The following is a 20,376-nucleotide window of genomic DNA, read 5'->3' as shown; positions in this document are numbered from 1 at the left end:
AGGGATGTACGTGGCAGAGCCATTTTTATCCGAAATTCGGATCATGTCTTTTGTGTTTGCGCCCAAGGGGTGGGCTCTGTGCAACGGGCAGCTGCTGCCCATTAATCAAAACCAAGCCCTGTTCTCGCTGCTCGGCACGACCTTTGGCGGTGATGGCCGTGTGAATTTCGCACTACCCGACTACAGGGGACGCATTCCTATCCATGTGGGTGCCGGTCACACGCTTGGTGAGCGCGCCGGTGAACAATCCCACACGCTTTCGATCTCGGAATTGCCCCAGCACACACATATGTGGAACGCGAATGCGGCGGCGGCCGCTCCAACCAATACGCCCGACACTTCGTTGGTTATGTCCAACTCAACGGGTGACCAGCCTTGGGGACCGGCGACAAACTTGGTTTCAATGAGTTCCGCGACAATCCAGAATGTGGGCGAGTCTCAGGCGCATCTCAACATGCAGCCATTCCTCACCTTAAGCTTCTGCATTGCCCTGCAGGGCATTTTCCCCTCGCCGACCTGAGGAACGAAATCATGGCACAGCCCTATGTTGGTGAAATCCGAATGTTTGCCGGCAACTTTGCGCCGGCCGGCTGGATGTTTTGTGAAGGGCAGCTTCTGCCAATCTCTGAAAACGAGACTTTGTTCCAGTTGATCGGCACGACTTATGGTGGTGACGGTGAAAGCACCTTCGCGTTGCCTGACCTGCGAGGTCGTCTCCCTCTTCACCAGGGCAATGGATTCGTTTTGGCCGAGACCGGTGGGGCGGAAGAAATCACGCTGACGATTCAGCAGATACCTACTCACAGCCATCCGGCGCTGGGATCAACGAACACTGGAACAGGCACATCTCCGACGAACAATGTTTTGTCCAACTTAACTGGCGCTACGAACTCGGCCTATGGGACGGATGCGCCAAAAACGAACCTTAACAGTTCACAAAGTGTTTCGACGATAGGCGGCAGTCAGCCGCACACCAATTTCCAGCCTTATCTCTGCGTCGACTTCATCATCTCGCTGTTCGGCATATTTCCGTCGCCGACTTAAGAGGGACCGCCACGGCCGATCCGTTCGTTGCCGAAATCCGCATTTTTCCTTTCAATTTCGCGCCCAAAGGCTGGGCGTGGTGCGACGGGCAACTGTTGCCGCTGTCGCAGAACACGGCACTGTTCTCGTTGCTCGGCACCACCTATGGCGGCAATGGCAAATCCAATTTTGCCTTGCCCGATCTTCAGGGCCGTGCACCGATGCACCCGGGACAAGGCCCTGGTCTGTCCCTGCATGATCTTGGTGAAGAGGGAGGTTCGGAAACGGTTTCGTTGTTCGAAAGCGAAATTCCATTCCACAGTCATAGCGTGCAGGTTTCGGCTCAGGATGGAACTACCCGTATCGTAGCTCAACAACAACCGGCGACCGGCATTGGAGTATCGATGTACGGTCCGGCGCCCGTGAATACGACCCTCAATCCTGGTGCCCTCGCCCCCGCTGGCGGCGACCAGCCGCACAACAATCTCCAGCCTTATCTCACCTGCTATTTCTGCATCGCGCTGCAAGGCGTTTTCCCGCCGAGAGGCTGAACTCCGAGCCAACAGGGCAATACCGATCATGGCTACCGAAGACGCTCATCTACCATCCCAGGCGGTGCCCCATGGCCAGATGCCCGCCGGCGCGACGTTTTTCGAATTGTCGCGGCTGATGGTCGTCGGCATCGATTCGGCCAAGGGACAATTGATCCAGAAGGCACAGACATCGCCGAACGGACCATGGCCGTCGGCCTGGTCTGTCATCGCGCCCGGCGCCTGGGTGATCATGACCGCGGGTCTCACCAAGGATGGTCGCGTCGCCGTGGTCGCGCAGCCTTCGGGCACCACCAGCCTCTCCTTCGTCACCGAGGACGCCAACCAGATCGGCCCGATCGACAAGTGGACCGCGCCGGTCGGCATCGGCGCGCCGCCCGGCGCCTTCAGCTACCAGAAGCTTTCCATGGCGCGCGATGCCGATGGCCGCATCGAGATCTTCCTCACCGACAATCTGGGCCGCGTCTGGTGGATCTACCAGAACCCGGATGTGATCGTGCAGGTGCAGAAGACCATCACGCCGCCCGGCACGACGACACCGATCGTCGTCACCGTCGACGAGCTCAGGCCGCCTGCCCAGCCCTGGAGCGCCTGGATTCAGCTCACAGGCCAGCTTGTGGCGATCACCGCATTGCGCCAGGCTGACGGCCGCATCGCCCTGTTCGGCATCAATTCCGGGCTCAACCTCTACCGTTGCCAGCAGGCCAAGGCCCAGGCGCTGACGGTCGCCGACTGGACGCCATGGGTGCAGATCGACGCCGGCTACCCCTTCACGGAAATGGCGCCTATCATCGGTCCGCTGGGCGGCACCAATCTGTTTGCCATGACGCAGCAGGGCCAGGTCCTGCACACCAAGCAATTGCCGGCAGGCTCCGACACCTGGACGGCCTGGGCGACGCCCGGCTACAGCAGGGTTCCCAAATATACGCTCTGCGCCGGCATCCAGGGCGACGGCGACATCATGCTGGTCGCCTCCGACCAGCAGCATGTTCACTCCTTCAACGCCCAATACGACGCCGCCACCCAGAACTGGTCGGGATGGCGCGATTTCAACGCCTCCGGCGCCAACACCCGCCTGTCGCTCGACTACAATGCCGATGGCCGTCTTGCCTTGTTCTCGATGATGATCCAGAACGACGGCACGAATGGTCTGTGGACCATCAATCAGATGGCCATGGACAGTTCGGAATGGGAGTGGACCTGGACGGCGCTGGCCACCAGCAACCTCAAGCAGATTACCGTGGTGCGCGACCTGACGCCGCCGGTGTGACGTCAGGCAGCGTGACAGAAGCGAAACATGCGCAGCGGCTCCCGGCCTGGCCGCGGTCGCGGCAGGCCGGCCTCGCTTTCCGCCCCGCCGCGGAGGCCGACATGCCGTTCCTGGCGCGGCTCTACGCCTCGACGCGCATGGAAGAGCTCGCCGTGACGGACTGGAGCGAGGCGCAGAAGGTCGCCTTCCTCGACATGCAGTTCCAGGCGCAGCACGCGCATTACCGCAAGCATTATCCCGAGGCCGACTGGCTGGTGGTGGAGCGGGCCGGACAGCCCATAGGCCGCCTCTACATCGAGCGCTGGCCGAGCCAGCACCGCGTCATCGACATCGCCTTGCTGCCGGCCCATCGCCGCAAGGGCCACGGCGCCGCACTGCTGCGCGACCTCATCGACGAGGCATGGTCATCGGGCAAATCGGCCTCGATCCATGTCGAGAAGAACAATCCGGCCAGGCGGCTCTATCTCGAGCTCGGCTTCGCAGCGGTCGAGGACAAGGGTGTCTACGATCTCATGGCATGCGCGCCGCCGCGGGGTGGCGTAGACAGTGGGTGAACGGGACGCCATCCGCTTCGTCATTCCCGGGCCGAGAATCCTGTTCCGGTCGTCGCACAATTCGGCGGTGCTTGTTCGGTATCGATCCTTCGCGCCAGCGTCTCACAAATCGCACCGCTGCTGCGCTCACGCCTGCTTCCAAACTCTAATTGAACACCGCCTCATACAGCCGCCCCGTAGCGTCGGCGGCCACGGGCACGATGAAGATATCGTGGGTCGCGCCACTGCCGGCGAAGCGGTAAGTCGCCTGCGGCAGCGCGGTTTCGCGCGGACCCTTGAACAGCAGCGAGAAACCGCCGCCCGGGCGCGGGCTGGAGGCGATGCGGTTGACCGCGCTCAATTCGAGCGCGATCTGCCTGCCGCCGGCCTCGACGGTGAATGCCTGTCCGACCGCCTGTTCGAAATCCGATGCCGACGCCATGCCACCCCGCCTCAAAGCGCTTGCTGAGCGGGCGGCCAAGGGCAGACCCGCTCCGGTTCCTCATATCCTCGCAATTTCCGGACGCAAGACCGCTACGGCTCCCGGATTTTGCCATGCGAGGCCACTGTCGCCGCTTCGCGGCAAGCTGTCCATAGAGCCATTCCAGGAAAAGTGTGTACGGTCTTCCCGGGAAAGCGCGCAGCGCTTTCCCTGGGGAATTGCGCAAAAACAAAGAGATAGCGCGGCTCGCCGTTTCCGCGAAATGGTGAACCGCTCCAGGGCCGGCATCGTTGCGGGCGTCCCGCAAGGCGATTAGGGCGCAAACGCCAAAATACAGCAGCGCGTGTCCTTTTATGCGCGCCGGCGACGCTGTAGTACTTTGTCCCTGCGCAGGATTGCTTCGAAGCAAGGCCGGCGCGACAAGAACAGACCCCGCTTTGGGAATTCAATGCTGGACGGGCCGGCCTGGTTGGCCGGCGCGAGGAGGAAAACGGACACATGGCTGACAGCGGTGCGAAGACGGAAACGGCGGGCGAGACCTTGCCGCTGTTCTATTCCAGGCCCGAGGCGCTCAATCCGGCGCGGCACGGCTCGCTCGGCCTGACGGCGCGCAGCGATTTCTCCTTCGCCCGCTCGGCGCATGCCATCCCTGTGGTGGCCTCGGAAATGCCGGCGGCGATGCGCTCCTACCCGATCGTTTTCATCGGCGCCGCCAAGGCGCCCGTCATCATCACCGGCCTGCGCCAGGACGAGAACCTGTTCGTCGAACCCGACGGCAACTGGGCCGGGCCGCACTACATCCCCGCCTATGTCCGCCGCTATCCCTTCATTCTCGCCGACGATCCCAAGCAGCCCGGCCGGCTTACGCTGTGCGTCGACCGGGCGAGCGAGCGCGTCATCGACCAGCTGCTGGCGCCGTTCCGCGACGACAAGGTGCTGCCGTTCTTCAGCGGTAACGAGGCGACCGAGGCGACGAAGCAGGCGCTCGCCTTCTGCAACCAGTTCCAGATCGACTTCAGGGCGACCCGCGAGATGGTCGACAAGATCGACGCGCATGCCCTGTTCGCGCCGCGCCAGAGCAAGGTGACGCTGGAAGGAGGCGAGGTGCTGAACCTCACCGATTTCCAGGTGATAGACGAGGCCGCCTTCAACAGATTGAGCGACGAGGCCTTCCTCGACCTGAGAAAGTCAGGCGCGCTCAGCCTGCTCTACTGCCACCTTGCCTCGACCAACAGCTGGACGTCGCTGGTGCATCAGGCGTCGCTGCGCAAGGCGGAGGGGGCGAAGAGCGCCTGAACAACCCATGCCGAGATCCTTCGCGGCGCGGCTGGTGAACAAGGTTCGGCGCTAAGCCGCGGCCCGCCTGTCGTGCCGCCCTTCCCTGATCTCTTCCGTGAGCTTGTCGCAGAAGGCGTCGAGATCGCCGGGATTGCGACTGGTGACCAGCCCCTGGTCGGTGACGACCTCGCTGTCTTGCCACAGGCCGCCGGCATTGATCACGTCGGTCTTGATCGACTTGTAGGATGTGACGCGGCGGGCTTTGATGATCCCGGTCTCGACCAGAAGCCAGGGCGCATGGCAGATCGCGCCGACGACCTTGTTGGCCGACCAGAACGAACTGATGAAATCCAGCGCCTTGCGCTCGACCCGCAAGAGGTCGGGATTGATGACGCCGCCGGGCAGAACGATCGCATCGTAGGCATCGGCACGGGCCTCGTCCAAGGTCTTGTCGACCGGAACTTCGCGGCCCCAATCCCTGTGGTCCCAGCCCTTGATCTTGCCGCTTTCGAGCGACACGATTTCGACCTCGGCGCCGGCCTGGCGCAGCTTGTTCAGCGGCACCTCAAGCTCGGACTGTTCAAAACCATTCGTCGCAAGGATGGCGACGCGCTTGCCGGAAATATCCTGCATCGTTTTTCTCCATGATTGGATTGGATGCAGGGCTAACGAGCCTGAACCGGTACCGTTCCTCGCTGTAACCTTATGTGACCGGAGGGATCTGTGGTGCGCTGTACTGCACCACGGGTCTCCTTTCCTCATCAGCTCTCCTTAGTGAAGGACTGTTACCCTTTTCGTGTCTCAGACTCGGGGTGCACTACGAAATTCTGCTCGCGGATCGCAGCCGCGCAGCAAACGTACAGGCCGCCCGCCGCATCCGGTTTTCTTCCTAGAAGCGGGGGCAGGCAGGCGGCCCTTCATGCCAGCGGCTTACTCGATGACGCGGGCTTCACCGACATCTGCGGCCGACGGATCCAGCCCGTAAGCCTTGAGCGCTTCGGCGATAGCGCCGTTCTTGCGGTAGACATCGAGCGAAGCGTCGACCGCCTTAACGAAGCCCTCATTGCTCTTGTCCAGCAGGAAGGCGGTCTGCGACGGGTTCATGGTCGCATCGATGCGCGGATCCGGCTTCAGGACATGCACCTTGTAGTTCTGCCCTTCGTTCTGAATGACAGCGGAGCCGAAGCCGTCGAGCGCCGCCTCAATACGACCGGCATGAAGGTCCTGAGCGAGGTTCAGCGACGATGGATAGGTCTTGGAGCCTTCGTAGAGCTTCTCCATGTCCTGGACCCACAGATATCCTTCCACGGTGCCGACCTTCTTGCCCAGCAGACCGTCGACGGTATCAATGCCGTTGGTCGAGGTGACGGACAGTTGGTCGAGATAGACCGGCGTGGACAGAGCGACGACCTTCGCGCGGGCGGCGGTACGATAGAAGCCGCCAAGCGCGATGTCCGCGCGCCGCGACTGAACTGCGGAAACCGCGCCTGGATATGTGAAGATCTCATAAGCGATCTCCAGGCAGTTCTCCTTGGCAAAACGCTTCACGAGATCGCCGTCGATACCCGCGATGCCGCCGTCTTTTTCGAGCGAATACGGAGCGGTGTTGGTGAGCGCGACGGTGAGTTTGCCCGCCGACACGGTTTCGAAAGCATGCTGCGGCTTGCAATCCTGTGCGGACGCGACGCTGGCACCCAAGGCCGTGGCAATGGCTGCGGCCGAGATGATCTTACTCCAATTTTTCACTTTGCTCTCCTCTGACATTGATGGTTTTTGATTGCAGGTCAGCCGAGATGGCTGCCCAGCCTACGTTCGGTGTACGAGACCAGCCACCCGAACGGGACGGTGATGGCGAGGTAGAACAGGCCCGCCAGGATCAGGACATCGAGGTAGAGGTAGGTGGCCGCACCCACGCGATAGGCGCGCGCCAGAAGTTCGGGGATGGCGATCGTGTATGTAAGGGCCGTCGCCTGGAAGATGAGAATGGCAAAGCCCATCAGCGCGGGTATTGCGAACAGGATTCCCTGGGGGACCACCACGAAGCGCAGGATGTCCCGGCGGGTCATGCCGAGCGCCAAGCCCGCCTCGATCTCACAATGCGGAACCGCGTTCAGACCGGCCCGAAGGATCTCGCTGGTGTAGGCGCCTGTCGTTAGCGCCAACGCAATCACGCCGGAGGTGAAGGCACTTACGGTCATCCCCGAAGCAGGCAATCCATAGTAGACCATCTGCAGGACGACGAGTGCGGGCGCGCCGCGCCCGATCTCGACAAGTACCACCGCGAAATAGCGGACGAGCCTCTTTCCAGAGGAGGAGGCAAGCGCAAGAACGAGACCGATAGGCAATCCGAACAGCAGCGCCAGGCCCGCCAACTGGAGACTGACAAGAACTCCTTGGAAAAGCTGGGGGGACCAGTCCAGCCAGTTGGCCAGCATCTCGCTCATTTCGCTTGCCCCCTTGAGCGCAGCCGCTCGTCAACGGCGCGTGCCAGCACGACAACGGGTATCGACAGCGCGATGTAGAGAAGCGCCGCGAAAATGAACGGCATGAAGCTGCCGCCTCCGCCTTGAGCCTGCTGCGATGCGTACATCATCACGTCGCGGACACCGATCGTGGAGGCCACGGTCGTGTCTTTGAGCAGGCTGACAAGAAAGGTCGCCATGGGCGGAACCGAGACGCGCAGGACCTGCGGCGCCAGGATGTAGCGCAGCGTATCCAGGCGCGTCATACCGAGCGCCGTGGACGCCTCCCGCTGGCCCTTCGAGAGGGCCAGGAAGCCACCCCTGTAGATTTCAGCGAGATAGGCCGTTGATACCAGCCCCATACCCAGGATGGCAGCCTGATAGGAACTGAGAACGATCACTCCGCTGCCCAATCCGAAGAAGATAATGAACAGCCAGACGATCGGCGGGATTCCCCGTACAACGTCGATGTATATGCGCGCCGGCATGCTTAGAAGGAGCCACCGGGAACGTCGCATCAGCACCAGCGGCACGGCTGCGATGGCCCCGACTGCGAAAGCGCCGAAGGTCACCAGCAGCGTGGCCGGAACGCCTCTGAGCAGTGAAACCAGCAGGTCGATCATCTGCGATCGACCACGGCACGGAAGAACTGCCGCGTGCGCGGCGACGACGGGTTGCGGATCACGGCATCAGGCGGACCCTGCTCGATGATCTCGCCATTGGCCATGACGATCACGCGGTCGGCGACGTCTGCGGCAAAGGCGATCTCGTGCGTGACGATGATCATTGTCATGCCTTCCTGGGCGAGCTCGCGCATCACGGCCAACACCTCAAGCCCGAGTTCGGGATCCAGGGCGCTCGTGGGTTCGTCGAAGAGCATCACCTTGGGGTCAAGAGCCAGGGCGCGTGCGATCGCGATACGCTGCTGCTGGCCACCCGACAGGCGCGCCGGGTAGGAGTGCGCCTTGTCCGTAAGGTGTACGCGTTCGAGCAATTGGGCGGTGCGCGCGTCCGCCTGCTCCCTGGTGCGCCCCAGAACCCGCATCTGCGGCAGCGAAATGTTGCGCTGCACGGTCATGTGCGGAAACAGGTTGAAGGACTGGAAAACCATCCCGGTGGAACGTCGGAGCCTCAACAGCTCTCCGGCGGACAGATTGCGGTCGACCGAAAACCGGATGGCGCCCACTTCGAGGGTACCGGATGACGGCTGTTCGAGCATGTTGATCGCACGCAGCAGCGTGCTCTTCCCCGCGCCGCTGGGTCCGACGATCGCCACGACCTCGCCGCGCGTAATGTCGAGCGAGACGTTTTTCACGGCGTGATGGCCGCCATAGATCACGTTGATGTTCTTGATGCGGACGATGTTTTCTGCCTCGGGCATGGCTTCTTTGTCCTTGCGCTAACGCCGGTGTCCTACTGGTCAAGCCGCCGCAGTATGTACGGCGGGGACGTTTCTTTCCGGAGTTGGAGCGAGACTCTCGGTGCCTGGGATCGATGCGGGAGAGCCCTTGAGCACCCAGTCCGCGACGATCAGGCCTATCACCGGCGCGAGCTGGATCCCGTAGCCGCCCGCACCGGCCGCGGTGATCAGACCGGGCTCGGACTGATCGACTGGTCCGACATGGGGACGGTGGTCGGCGGTGACAGGGTAGAGGCCTGCCCAGCCCCGGCCGAGCCGGGCGCCCGGCAGATCAGGCACGCGCTCGATCAGCATCTCGGCCAGCATGACCTTGGACCCTTCCTCGCACTGCTCGTTGTAATTGTCCGGATCCTCGGGCGAGGGCGAACTTACCTTGTGTATCTCGGCGATGAGCTCGCTCGCTTTCTCGTGCCGAAAGTTGAGTCCGGTGCCCTGCCCGTTCACCAGATCCATGACCATCGGCATTGTGTAGGGGAGCGGCGCGTCCAGGTGGATTGTCAGCGCCTCGTGGCGCTCGGGGTGGATGTGAAGCGTCTGTCCAAGCATCTCGGCAACGCGTGGCGCCCAGGCGCCTGCCGCGTTCACGACGAAGTCGCAGCCGATCGGACCCTTGCTGGTGTCCAACCGATAGCCACCGGATGTCCGCGCGACACCAAGCAGCTTGCGGAACTGGAAAACCTCGGAGCCGAGCTTCTTCACCTCTTGCGCCAGCAACGTGCACATTTCGTGGGGATCGAGGAAGCCGTCGTCCGGCCCGAAGATGCCGCCTTCGAGCCCATCTGAACTCAAGTGCGGCACGAGCTGCTGGAGCTCGCTCGCCTGGTAGACCCTGGACCTGAAGCCGGCATCGCGCTGGATCTCCACCGAGCGGGCGAACAGTTCCATCTGCTCGGAGGTGCGCGCCAGACGCAGATAGCCGATAGGGTTGAAGCCGAGACCGAGGCGCTCCTGCCATCGACGGATGCGCTGCACGGATTGCATGCGCAGCTGGATCTCGAACGAATCCGTCAGCTGTGTGCCAACGACGCCGACCGAGCGGCCGCTGGATCCTGACGCAATGGATTGTGCGTCGATGACGGTGACGCGAGCGCCCTGTTCCGCGAGCGCGTGCGCAGAGCACATGCCGAGGGTGCCTGCACCGATGACGACGACGTGAGGAGAAGCTGTCATGTGACTTCCATCTGTTGCTGCGTCGTCCCGTGCCGGATGGATCCGGCGCCGGACGCGCTACGTCATTGCTTCGCCGCGATTGCTGCGAGGGCGCCGTCGATTGCGGAAAGGATTTCGCGTGCGTCTTCCTCGGTCATCGAGGTGGAAAGCGCGAAGAGTCCGTAACTCGCCGAAAGCACGCCGCGGTCGAGCAGACCCTTGTGGAACAGGTCGAGCTTCGTGCGTTCGGACGCACCCGGATAGACCGACCGATAGTCCGTGATCGGCAACGCCGTGAAATGGACTTTGAAGAGCGAGCCGAGACCGACGCACTGCCCGTTGAGGCCGTGGCGAGCAAGCGAGGCCGTGATGCCGTCGCGAAGCAGGCTGCCGATAGCGTCCAGATGCGCGAAGCTGGCCGGGGTCAACGCGCGCATCGCCGCCAGACCGGCTCGCATCGTCACCGGGTTCGCGGTGAAGGTGCCGCCATGCGGCAATGCAGGCTTGCCTCGCGTTGGATCGAACACCGCCATCACGTCGGCGCGGCCGCCGACGGCGCCGACCGGGAACCCTCCGCCGATGATCTTGCCGAGAGCCGTCAGATCGGGCGTGATGCTCCACAGGCCCTGCGCCCCCGAATAGCCAAGGCGGAGCGAGATCACCTCGTCGAAGATCACCAGCGAGCCGGCGGCATGAGCGATCTCGACCATCGCGTCGAGATAATCCTTCCGCGCGGGAATAAGTCCGGCGCGGTTCGGCATCGGGTCGATCAGAACACCCGCTATCGAGTCTCCATGCGCGTCGAAGACGGCACGCAGCGCCTCCGTATCGTTGAACGGCACCGCGATGACGTCGTCGAGAACTCCCTTCGGCGTGCCTTTCGCGTATGCCGTCGAGGCAGGCATGTCGCCCCAGTTGGCGGGCGAGCTGTCCAGGCTGACTTCCGCGAAGTCGTAGGAGCCATGGTAGGCACCTTCGATCTTGACGATCTTCGGCCGCTCAGTGAACGCCCGAGCCGCCTTGATCGCCATCATGACGCCTTCCGTGCCGGAGTTGGCGAAGCGAACCTGCTCGACCGACGGGAGGCGCTCCACCAACAGTTCAGCAAGATCAAGTTCGCTCTCGGTGGGCGCTCCGAAAGCCGATCCCCGGGGCATCTGGTCCACCACCGCCGCCGTGACGGCGGGATGGCCGTAGCCATGGATCATGGCCGTGAAATTGTTGATGCAGTCGTAGTAGACGTTTCCATCGACGTCCCAGACGCGGCAGCCCTCGCCGCGCTGGGCATAGATCGGAAACGGGTCGATGAAGACTGTTGTCCGGGTGTTGCCTCCCGGCATGACCTTGCGGGCCCGTTCGAACATCTCGCGGGACTTCGGCATTGAATCTGGATAGTGGCGCATAATCTTGTAAACCGATGAGGGAGACAGCCTTGGATGGCAGCGACGAAGGGCGCGACCTCTTTCGATCACCTGGTCATGATCGTGTGGCTCTGCTCGCGCAGGTACTGTGGCAGGAACCAGGAGCCGAGACCGCCCTTGCCGCTGACCCCGGTGCCCTTCCAGCCGCAGAATGGCTGCGCGCCTGGCCATGCACCTGTCGTCGCGCCGCTCGCACGGTTGGCGTAGAGAACCCCTGCTTCGGCGGTGTCGAGGAAGTGACGCAACTCTTCCTGGTCGTTGGTAAAGATGCCGGCCGATAATCCGTAGGCGATGTCGTTGCCCTCTTCGATCGCGGCATCGAGACTGTCAAAACCGCGGACGACCACGAAAGGCATGAAGAGTTCGTCGCGGGTCAGCCGGCCCGGACCATCAAGTTCGACGACCGTCGGCAGGACGTAGTTGTCCGCAAAGCCCTGGCCCAGGGCGGCGCCCCCAAAATGCACCTTGCCTTTGTCCTCGACTTCCGACAGCGCGGCCTGGAAACGGGCGACTGTGGCGTCGCCATAGACAGGGCCCATAAAGGTCTCGGCCTTGCGAGGATCTCCGACGACCAGCTTTCCGGCGAATGCTACCAGCTTCTCGATGAATTCCGCCTTGACCTTCTCGTCGACATACACGACCGAGCATGCGGAGCACTTCTGGCCTTGCAGGCCAAAAGCGGAGCGCGCCACTCCCTGCGCCGCACGGTCGAGATCGGCCTTGCTGGTCACGTAGGCAGGGTTCTTGCCACCCATTTCGGCGATGACGGGCTTCATGTGGGGCAGCGTTGCCATATGACGGAAGATGCTCATGCCGGTCTTATGGGAGCCCGTGAATGCAACGCCGTCGATGCCGTTGTCGGTGGCAAGAAGGCGCCCCACCTCTCCATCGCCAAGCACGATGTTGAAAACACCTTCGGGCAATCCCGCCTTGCGAAGCGTTTCGGCAATCAGCAATCCGGTCAGCGCGCAACCCGGCGACGGCTTGTAGACCACCGCATTGCCTGTCAACAGCGCACCCGAGACCATGCCGATCGACAAGGCGAGCGGAAAGTTGAAAGGAGCGATGACCGCGAAGACGCCATAGGGCTTCATGACGCTCGTAGCGGTCTCGTTTTCGACCAACATGTTCATCGGCCGGACGAACCCGTTGTTCGCCTTCATCTCCGATGCGTAGTACTCGACCATGTCGAGGCATTCCTCGGCTTCGCCGACTGCCTCGAGGCGGGACTTTCCGATCTCGTATAGCGCTGCCAAACCAAGGTCATACTTCCGCTCCGCCAGCGCCTCTCGCCAGCGGGCGCCGAATGCAAGGCGATCGTCCAGCGTCGAACGGTTCCAGGCCTTCGCGCCGGCTCGGGCAGCCTGGATCGCCGACTTGACGTCTGACGGGGTTGAAGCCGGGAACTTGCCGAGAGAGATCTTCTTGTCGATCGGGCTCAGGATCTCTTTCCGAGCGCCAGTCGCAAACGGCGTCGACCACTCGCGACCCAGTGTGTTCTTCTCGAAATCCGGGATCATTGCGTCGAGGTGAGCGTGAACCGGGGAAAAATCCACTCCGATGTTCGAGTAGGTCACACGCGGGAGTTCAGCCATTTCAAGTTCCTCCGAAAATCGGTATTTAGTCCGATAATCAGGATTTGGCTTGCGAGTCAATCGAGGGGACCATAAAATGGGGATAATACCGAATTTCGGAATTTGCGAGGACATTTCCGGATTCGGGTTACTAACGGAGCCCGACCGATCGAGGGCGTGCGGCCGTTCGGCTATTCTACGGAGCCCCCGGGCTCAAGGCGCGGCGGAATAACAAGGGACCGACCTTGCCCCTCATGTCTGTTTTGAACGATAACCTTCTTGCAGTTGCAATTGTCAGATCGGCGTAGGTGCCCTTGAATACGAAGTCGAAGAAGCCGAGCGCCAAGGACAGCCCCCTCGAGCGCTATATCTCGATCATGGAGACGGTCGCGCCGTTCGAGCATGGCCTGACGGCGATCGAACTCGAAACGACGCTTGGACTGCCCAAAACCACGATCAACAGGCTGCTGCACGCCTTGATCGAAAGCGGGATGATCACCGCCGAGAGCGTTCGCAATCGGACATACCGTCTCGGCGATCGCTTGCTGCAGCTGCTACAGATGTCTCCGGATAGCGGCTGGCTGACGACGCTCGCGCAGCGACCGCTTCAGGATTTGGCCGACCGCACCGGCCAGTCGGCGTTCCTGTCGAAGTTCGACGGTACCGAAGTGCGCTCGGTCACCTGCGTCGCGCCCGACACTCCGGTCCGGACCTATGTCATGCCGGGCATGGCCATGCCTGTAAATGCGACCGCTTCGGCCAAGGCGATCCTTGCGTTTCATCCGCAGGAGACCGTGAAGAGGATCCTGGCGACGGAGCTGCGCAGCTATACCGATCGGACGAAAACGAAGATCGCGGAGTTGACCAGGGAATTGGCCGAGGTTCGGGAGCAGGGTTACGCCATGGACCTGGCCGAGCATGTTCCGGGCCTTGGCTCGATCGCATTTCCGATAAGGCCGACGAGCGGTGAGGTGATATACGCGGTGGGACTTACGGGACCCTACGGTCAGATCATAGAGCAAAACTTCAAGCAGCATTGCGCAGCGCTCGCGGAGGCCGCCCAGCGCATGGCGAAGCTGGCGCAGATGCACGCCTACAACGGATCGGCTATGGCCGCAAAGAATGCCGCAGCGGATCAGCGACAGGGCGGTGCGTGAGCGGCCGGTCACTTGCGCGAAGAAACGTCGCGCTTTGAACCGAGAATGTAGTTTCGCGATCTCCGTCTCGACGGCGGCGAATGTCCGGCTCCACCCTCCGAAACCACTCGATGGAAATCCTCGGGGTTGAAGGCCTCGCCCATTGCGTTCAGGGTTTGCTGCCCGGATCGAATATCGCCTCACGCCCAAGGGTGCAGGCGCTGGAGACCGCCTTCTCGCGGATGTTCCGGACGAGGATGTGTTCGGCGTGATCCGCCACCTCGATCTTCCATGAGCTCGCCCGCCGCGGCTACGATGAAGCGGGCGTCGACAAGATCATGGGTGGGAACATGCTCTCCTACTTCGAGCGACTTGGACGCTAGTTCCCTCTGTGCCAGCGCCCTAACGTAGCACTGCCCGCAGTTCAGCTTGAAGTGCACGCAACGGCTCCAGGTAGAGCGCAACGAGATTGCTGACACTCACCTGTGTCGCCGCCACGCCGACGTTCACGGCTGCGATCACTGTCCCGCGCACGGTCATCAACGGCACGGCGATCGAGCGCAATCCGAGCTCGACCTCCTGATCGATCAACGCGAACCCTTGCGTCCGCACCCGCCCCAACTCCGCAAGGATGGTGTCGGGGTCGGTCAAGGTGTGAGCAGTCCGCGCCGGCAGGGCATGGGAAGATAGAAGATGTGCAGCGCGTTCCGGAGGCATGGCTGCCAGGAGCACGCGCCCCATGGAAGTGCAGTATGCCGGAAGCCGCGAGCCGGGCATCAGCGCGATCGACATCACCTTTCGCTGCGCCGCGCGCGCGACGTAAACGACGTCGGTGCCGTCCAGAATCGAGACGGACGAGCTTTCGCCGAGCCGCTCCGAAAGGTCATCCAGCAAAGGCTGCACCAGATGCGGCAGCGGCATGGTTGCCAGACAGGCTGTCCCGAGCCTCAACACGCGCGGCGTGAGCGTGAAGAACTTTCCGTCGTAGTCGGCGTAGCCGAGATGGGAAAGCGTAAGGAGACAGCGTCTGGCTGTCGCCCTGTCGAGACCGGACGCATTCGCGACGTCCGTGATCGACTGCCGTGGCCGTTCCACCGTGAACGTCTCTATGACGGACAACCCCTTGGCCAAGCCACCCATCGTGTCTCGTTCGGAAATGGGCATCCATTCACCTTGTGCGATATGTCAACAAACGAATGATATCGCACAAGCCAGCTTGCCGAAAGATCTCGTCTGCCGATACGTGTGGCGGCGAAATCCATCTTGGTGCCGGGAAAGGCAGGTTACGTGGACAAGACAATCGCGAGCCTCGCGGAAGCAGTGGCAGTCGTCGAAGACGGCATGACCGTCATGATCGGCGGCTTCGGCGGCGCAGGTGCTCCGATAGAGCTGATCCACGCCCTGATTGACCATTTTCGCGCTACCGGCGCCCCGAAAAACCTTACGATCGTCAACAACAATGCAGGGAACGGACGGATCGGCATCGCCGCCATGATCGACAATGGCATGGTCGCCAAGATGATCTGCTCGTTCCCGCGCTCGTCCGATCCGCGGGCATTCACCGAGCGGTACCTCGCCGGGAAAATCGCGCTCGAACTGGTTCCACAGGGGACCCTGGCCGAACGAATCCGCGCCGGTGGCGCGGGCATCCCGGCTTTCTACACGCCGACGAGCTACGGGACCGACCTCGCGGCCGGCAAGCCTGTGGCCGAGTTCGAGGGGCGCCACTATGTGCAGGAACGTTGGCTGAAGGCGGATGTGGCCCTCATCAAGGCGGAACTTGCCGACCCTCATGGTAACCTCACCTACAGGAAGGCGGCACGCAACTTCTCGCCGCTGATGGCGATGGCCGCACGCACGACCGTCGTTCAGGCGCGCCGGATCGTCCAGCCCGGTGCGATTGATCCCGAGCTGGTCGTGACGCCCGGGATCTTCGTGGACCAGGTGATCGAGGTCTCGAACCCGATGCAGGAAGAGGCGCTTATCCGCCAAGGGGTCGCATACGCATGACAGTCAAGCTGACCAACGCGCAGATTGCATGGCGCGCCGCGCAGGACATCGAGGACGGCGCTTATGTGAACCTCGGCATAGGCTTTCCCGAGATGGTGGCGAGCTTTCAGCCGCCTGGGCGTCGGGCGATCTTCCACACCGAAAACGGCATCCTCAATTTTGGCGAAGCCCCGGCGGCAGGCGACGAGGACTGGGATCTGATCAATGCGGGGAAGAAGGCGGTCACGCTCAATCCGGGCGCTTCGTTCTTCCACCATGCCGACAGCTTCGCGATGGTGCGCGGCGAACACCTCGACGTTGCCATTCTCGGCGCCTACGAGGTGGCCGAGACCGGTGACCTCGCGAACTGGAGCACAGGACCCAAGGGCATACCAGCGGTCGGTGGCGCCATGGATCTGGTGCACGGAGCAAAACGCGTGGCCGTCATCACCGATCACGTCACCAAGGACGGTCGTCCGAAACTGGTGAAAGCCTGCAGCCTTCCCCTGACCGGCGTGCGCTGCGTGACGAGGGTCTACACGAGCCTTGCGGTCATAGACATCATCGATTGTCGTTTCGTGTTGCGCGAGAAGCTGCTTGCGATGAGCTTCGATGAATTGCAGGCGCTGACCGGCGCAGAGCTTAAGGTCGATGGCGAAATCAAATCCTTGACGGCACCGGAGCTCTGAATGACCGAGACCTTCATCTGCGACTACATCCGCACCCCGATCGGCAGGTTTGGCGGTTCGCTGTCCTCGGTCCGGACCGACGATCTCGGCGCAGTGCCGCTGCGAGCGCTGCAGCAACGCAATCCACGCCTGGACTGGTCCGCGGTGGATGAGGTCATCTTTGGCTGCGCCAACCAGGCAGGCGAGGACAACCGCAATGTCGCGCGCATGTCATCGCTGTTGGCGGGACTGCCGATCGAAGTCCCGGGCAGCACGGTCAACCGCCTGTGCGGTTCTGGAATGGACGCCGTGGGCATCGCTGCACGGGCCATCAAGGCCGGCGAAGCCGACCTGATCATCGCCGGTGGCGTCGAGTCCATGAGCCGTGCGCCGTTCGTGCTTCCGAAGGCGGGCGAGGCGTTCTCGCGCAACGCCGAGATTTACGACACCACGATCGGTTGGCGCTTCGTCAACCCATTGATGAAGAAGCAGTACGGCGTCGATTCGATGCCGGAGACGGGTGAAAACGTTGCGGAAGCCTTCAAGGTCAGCCGCGCCGATCAGGATGGCTTCGCCGCACGCAGCCAGGCCAGGACCGCCGCCGCTCAGGAAAATGGCCGGCTCGCGCTGGAGATCACGCCGGTGACTGTGCCCCAGCGCAAAGGCGATGCGATCATGGTCGATCGCGACGAACATCCACGCGCCGGAACGACAACCGAGTCGCTCGCCAAGCTTGCAGCGCCGTTCAAAAAGGAAGGCGGCACCGTCACCGCGGGCAACGCCTCTGGCGTGAACGACGGCGCGGCAGCGCTGATCATCGCGTCCGAAGCTTCCGTCAAGGCATTCGGGCTCACACCGATCGCCCGGATTCTGGGCGTCGCGACCGCCGGGGTTGCCCCACGGATCATGGGAATCGGTCCGGCTCCGGCGACACGCAAGCTTTGCGCGCGGCTCGGCATCGCGCCTTCGGACTTCGACATCATCGAGCTGAATGAAGCATTTGCCTCCCAAAGCATCGCCGTGCTCCGCGAACTCGGTATCCCCGAGGACGCGGAGCATGTGAACCCGAACGGCGGAGCGATCGCGCTCGGGCACCCGCTTGGGATGTCGGGCATTCGCATCACCGGCACTGCCGCGCTTGAGTTGCGGTCCCGAAAAGCACGACTGGCCTTGGCCACGATGTGCATCGGTGTCGGACAGGGTATCGCGATCGCTCTGGCCAGTGCGTAGCGGAGATGGTGCGACAGTCCGAGTCAGGCGGATTGCATCGATCCGCAGCAAAGCAATCACGGGTATGGATCGGTTGACGTTCGTCAGCTTGTCGATTCGCTAACAGACCAGCGCTGTGGCGAGCCGACAAAGATCGTGCCCTGGCTCGCCAAGTCGTGGGAGATATCCATGACCTACGGGCAAAAAAGAAGCGCCGCACTAGGCGGCGCTTTCTTTTAATTGCTTGATTCCCCAAGAGGAAACTGGAGCGGGTGAAGCGATTCGAACGCTCGACCCCAACCTTGGCAAGGTTGTGCTCTACCCCTGAGCTACACCCGCTCGCGCGGCTTTGGGCCGCAAGCCGGGCCTATATGGCTGAAGAGCGCGGCGATTGCAACAGGGAAATCGCAGGCTTTTTTCAATGCGCCGGACGAGGCCGGCGGGCCGCCGGCGGCAGCCGGAAGGATTCGGCGCCGCGTCGCGCGGCGGTCTTGTCTCGACCATGTCATTGGCCGTAAACGGCATGGCTGGAAACCAGCCGAAGACGAGAACCCCATGCCCAGGACCGAAGCCGAGCTCTTTGCCTTTCTTGCCGAACTCGGCATCGCCGTTTCGACGAAACGCCATCCGCCGCTCTATACGGTCGCCGATTCGCAGGCGCTGCGCGGCGAAATCGCCGGCGGCCACACCAAGAACCTGTTCCTGAAGGACAAGAAGGACGCCTTTTTCCTGGTCACGGTCGGCGAGGACGCTGTCGTCGACCTGAAGCAGATCCATCATGTGATCGGCGCCGCCGGCCGCGTTTCCTTCGGCAAGCCGGAGATGCTGATGGAGCTTCTGGGGGTCGCGCCGGGCGCAGTCACGGTGTTTGGCCTGATCAACGACACGCAGCACAGGGTCAAGGTCCTGCTCGACGAGGCGCTGATGCGGCATGCGGTGATCAACGCGCATCCGCTGACCAATGAGGCGACGACATCAATCGCATCGGGCGACCTCGTCAGATTCGTCGAGGCAACCGGGCACGATGCTGCTATCTTGAAAGTCTCGGCATGATCGCCACATGGATGGCGAAACCGGTTTCCAACCAAGGACAGTGCGCCGATCCGCTGGCGCCACCGAAAGGGCGACGACATGAGTGACAACAATCCGTTTGGCGGCTCCTTTGGCAACAGCGGCGGCCAGTATGCCACGACGGTGCAGTATGGCGGCGGCGCGGAACCGCAGAAACCTGCGGCCGGCGCCGCCCCCGCCGGCGACGTCATCAAGGATACGACCACCGCGGCCTTTGCCGCCGATGTCATCCAGGAATCGCGCCGCCAGCCGGTGCTGGTGGATTTCTGGGCGCCGTGGTGCGGGCCGTGCAAGCAGCTGACGCCGCAACTGGAAAAGGCGGTCCGCGCCGCCGGCGGCAAGGTCAAGCTGGTCAAGATGAACATCGACGACCATCCCTCGATCGCCGGCCAGCTCGGCATCCAGTCCATTCCCGCGGTCATCGCCTTCAAGGACGGCCAGCCGGTCGATGGCTTCATGGGCGCCATCCCCGAGAGCCAGATCACCCAGTTCATCGACAAGGTCGGCGGCAAGGGCAATGGTGCGGCTGATGTAACCGAGGCGCTGACGGCGGCGGCCGAGGCGCGCGCTGCCGGCGACGTGCAGACGGCGGCCGACATCTATGACGCCGTGCTCGAGCAGGCGCCGGAGACGATCGAGGCGATAGCGGGGCTAGGCGAATTGCTGTTCGAGGCCGGTGATACCGAAGGCGCCGAGGCGATGCTGGCGCGGGCGCCGCAGGCCAAGGCCGATGCGCCGCCGCTGGCCGCGCTGCGCGCCAGGATGACCTTGGCCGCGCAAGCGTCCGAACTCGGCAACCCGGCGGAGTTCGAGCGCCGGCTGGCTGAGAATCCCGGCGACCATCAGGCCCGCTTCGATCTGGCCATGGTCCAGAACGCCAGGGGCGAGCGCGATGCGGCCGCCGACAATCTCCTGGCCATCATCAAGGCTGACCGCGGCTGGAACGAGGACGGCGCCAAGGCGCAATTGCTGCGCTTCTTCGAGGCCTGGGGCATGACCGACGAGGCGACGCTTGCCGCGCGGCGCAAATTGTCGTCGCTGCTGTTTTCCTGAGCCGGCGCGGCCGAATGGTCGCGCGGGGCTTGCACCCGGCGCCGGCCGCGCCAGATAGGACGAATCCGGCCCGCCTTTCCCTCGGGAAGCCAACAACCCCGGGCAGCGACAGGCGGATCGCGGCATG

Annotated in this window: 22 protein-coding genes and 1 tRNA gene; 12 read left to right on the top strand and 11 right to left on the bottom strand. The window is 62.8% G+C overall.

Annotation, left to right across the window (positions count from 1 at the left end):
* Window positions 1-10 precede the first annotated feature (10 nt).
* From FJ953_RS25835 to FJ953_RS25815, 5 genes are read left to right on the top strand one after another with little or no spacing between them, the layout of a single operon-like run.
* Window positions 11-520, top strand: coding sequence for a tail fiber protein (locus FJ953_RS25835; protein ID WP_140559197.1), 510 nt, complete (start codon window positions 11-13; stop codon window positions 518-520).
* Window positions 521-531: 11 nt separating this feature from the next.
* Complete coding sequence (locus tag FJ953_RS25830; RefSeq protein WP_140559196.1) at window positions 532-1,044, top strand: tail fiber protein; 513 nt, start codon at window positions 532-534, stop codon at window positions 1,042-1,044.
* Window positions 1,026-1,574, top strand: a complete 549-nt coding sequence (locus tag FJ953_RS25825) for a tail fiber protein (protein ID WP_140625352.1) — start codon at window positions 1,026-1,028, stop codon at window positions 1,572-1,574. Before FJ953_RS25830 ends, FJ953_RS25825 begins: the two co-directional genes overlap by 19 nt.
* Window positions 1,575-1,602: 28 nt before the next feature.
* On the top strand, window positions 1,603-2,844 hold the full coding sequence (locus tag FJ953_RS25820; RefSeq protein WP_181171636.1) for a hypothetical protein: 1,242 nt from the start codon (window positions 1,603-1,605) through the stop codon (window positions 2,842-2,844).
* Entirely contained in the window at window positions 2,841-3,398 is a 558-nt protein-coding gene (locus tag FJ953_RS25815; protein WP_140625351.1) for a GNAT family N-acetyltransferase, read from the top strand. Before FJ953_RS25820 ends, FJ953_RS25815 begins: the two co-directional genes overlap by 4 nt.
* A 145-nt stretch (window positions 3,399-3,543) precedes the next feature.
* On the opposite strand, the gene FJ953_RS25810 is transcribed toward FJ953_RS25815, so the two are convergent.
* Window positions 3,544-3,819 carry a hypothetical protein gene (locus tag FJ953_RS25810; protein WP_140492044.1) on the bottom strand — a complete coding sequence of 92 codons (276 nt, stop codon included), beginning with the start codon at window positions 3,817-3,819 and terminating at the stop codon, window positions 3,544-3,546.
* A gap of 498 nt (window positions 3,820-4,317) precedes the next feature.
* Between FJ953_RS25810 and FJ953_RS25805 the strand changes: the two genes are divergently transcribed.
* On the top strand, window positions 4,318-5,115 hold the full coding sequence (locus tag FJ953_RS25805) for a SapC family protein (RefSeq protein ID WP_140625350.1): 798 nt from the start codon (window positions 4,318-4,320) through the stop codon (window positions 5,113-5,115).
* 51 nt (window positions 5,116-5,166) lie between these two features.
* Here FJ953_RS25805 and FJ953_RS25800 read toward each other — a convergent pair whose 3' ends face one another.
* The 8 genes from FJ953_RS25800 to FJ953_RS25765 form a co-directional block, all read right to left on the bottom strand.
* On the bottom strand, window positions 5,167-5,730 hold the full coding sequence (locus FJ953_RS25800; RefSeq protein ID WP_140492038.1) for a type 1 glutamine amidotransferase domain-containing protein: 564 nt from the start codon (window positions 5,728-5,730) through the stop codon (window positions 5,167-5,169).
* 297 nt (window positions 5,731-6,027) lie between these two features.
* On the bottom strand, window positions 6,028-6,843 hold the full coding sequence (locus FJ953_RS25795) for a transporter substrate-binding domain-containing protein (RefSeq protein WP_181165194.1): 816 nt from the start codon (window positions 6,841-6,843) through the stop codon (window positions 6,028-6,030).
* A gap of 38 nt (window positions 6,844-6,881) precedes the next feature.
* A complete protein-coding gene (locus FJ953_RS25790) occupies window positions 6,882-7,541 on the bottom strand; it encodes an amino acid ABC transporter permease (protein ID WP_140625349.1) in 660 nt (219 codons plus the stop codon).
* Window positions 7,538-8,182, bottom strand: coding sequence for an amino acid ABC transporter permease (locus FJ953_RS25785; RefSeq protein ID WP_140492029.1), 645 nt, complete (start codon window positions 8,180-8,182; stop codon window positions 7,538-7,540). The genes FJ953_RS25790 and FJ953_RS25785 overlap by 4 nt, the downstream gene beginning before the upstream one ends.
* Window positions 8,179-8,940: an amino acid ABC transporter ATP-binding protein gene (locus FJ953_RS25780; protein ID WP_263483292.1), complete on the bottom strand. Its 762-nt coding sequence runs from the start codon at window positions 8,938-8,940 to the stop codon at window positions 8,179-8,181. Before FJ953_RS25780 ends, FJ953_RS25785 begins: the two co-directional genes overlap by 4 nt.
* A 39-nt stretch (window positions 8,941-8,979) precedes the next feature.
* A complete protein-coding gene (locus tag FJ953_RS25775; protein ID WP_140625348.1) occupies window positions 8,980-10,149 on the bottom strand; it encodes an FAD-binding oxidoreductase in 1,170 nt (389 codons plus the stop codon).
* Window positions 10,150-10,211: 62 nt separating this feature from the next.
* Window positions 10,212-11,492 (bottom strand): aspartate aminotransferase family protein, encoded by a 1,281-nt coding sequence (locus tag FJ953_RS25770; protein WP_224680282.1) that lies wholly within the window; start codon window positions 11,490-11,492, stop codon window positions 10,212-10,214.
* A 104-nt stretch (window positions 11,493-11,596) separates the two neighbouring features.
* Window positions 11,597-13,144 (bottom strand): aldehyde dehydrogenase family protein, encoded by a 1,548-nt coding sequence (locus FJ953_RS25765; RefSeq protein ID WP_140625346.1) that lies wholly within the window; start codon window positions 13,142-13,144, stop codon window positions 11,597-11,599.
* A gap of 293 nt (window positions 13,145-13,437) precedes the next feature.
* Here FJ953_RS25765 and FJ953_RS25760 point away from each other — a divergent pair, with 293 nt between their 5' ends.
* Complete coding sequence (locus FJ953_RS25760; RefSeq protein WP_140554757.1) at window positions 13,438-14,280, top strand: IclR family transcriptional regulator; 843 nt, start codon at window positions 13,438-13,440, stop codon at window positions 14,278-14,280.
* A 381-nt stretch (window positions 14,281-14,661) separates the two neighbouring features.
* On the opposite strand, the gene FJ953_RS25750 is transcribed toward FJ953_RS25760, so the two are convergent.
* The gene (locus tag FJ953_RS25750) at window positions 14,662-15,423 is read right to left on the bottom strand and encodes an IclR family transcriptional regulator C-terminal domain-containing protein (protein ID WP_140580234.1); all 762 of its coding nucleotides are present in this window, start codon (window positions 15,421-15,423) and stop codon (window positions 14,662-14,664) included.
* Between the two features lie 123 nt (window positions 15,424-15,546).
* Here FJ953_RS25750 and FJ953_RS25745 point away from each other — a divergent pair, with 123 nt between their 5' ends.
* From FJ953_RS25745 to pcaF, 3 genes are read left to right on the top strand one after another with little or no spacing between them, the layout of a single operon-like run.
* The gene (locus FJ953_RS25745) at window positions 15,547-16,269 is read left to right on the top strand and encodes a 3-oxoacid CoA-transferase subunit A (protein WP_140524516.1); all 723 of its coding nucleotides are present in this window, start codon (window positions 15,547-15,549) and stop codon (window positions 16,267-16,269) included.
* Window positions 16,266-16,937 (top strand): 3-oxoacid CoA-transferase subunit B, encoded by a 672-nt coding sequence (locus FJ953_RS25740; RefSeq protein ID WP_140625345.1) that lies wholly within the window; start codon window positions 16,266-16,268, stop codon window positions 16,935-16,937. Before FJ953_RS25745 ends, FJ953_RS25740 begins: the two co-directional genes overlap by 4 nt.
* A complete protein-coding gene (gene pcaF, locus FJ953_RS25735) occupies window positions 16,938-18,146 on the top strand; it encodes a 3-oxoadipyl-CoA thiolase (protein WP_140625344.1) in 1,209 nt (402 codons plus the stop codon). It begins immediately after the preceding gene.
* A 243-nt stretch (window positions 18,147-18,389) separates the two neighbouring features.
* Here pcaF and FJ953_RS25730 read toward each other — a convergent pair.
* Window positions 18,390-18,464, bottom strand: a tRNA-Gly gene (locus FJ953_RS25730).
* A 216-nt stretch (window positions 18,465-18,680) separates the two neighbouring features.
* Here FJ953_RS25730 and FJ953_RS25725 point away from each other — a divergent pair.
* Together FJ953_RS25725 and trxA are read left to right on the top strand one after the other, a co-directional pair.
* A complete protein-coding gene (locus FJ953_RS25725) occupies window positions 18,681-19,178 on the top strand; it encodes a prolyl-tRNA synthetase associated domain-containing protein (RefSeq protein WP_140625343.1) in 498 nt (165 codons plus the stop codon).
* Window positions 19,179-19,256: 78 nt separating this feature from the next.
* Entirely contained in the window at window positions 19,257-20,249 is a 993-nt protein-coding gene (gene trxA / locus FJ953_RS25720) for a thioredoxin (RefSeq protein WP_140625342.1), read from the top strand.
* Window positions 20,250-20,376 lie beyond the last annotated feature (127 nt).

Origin of the sequence: Mesorhizobium sp. B2-3-6, assembly GCF_006442305.1 — a bacterium.
Taxonomy (GTDB): domain Bacteria; phylum Pseudomonadota; class Alphaproteobacteria; order Rhizobiales; family Rhizobiaceae; genus Mesorhizobium.
The sequence above is the reverse complement of the archived record's forward strand: the minus strand, read 5'-3'. Positions and strand labels throughout refer to the sequence as shown.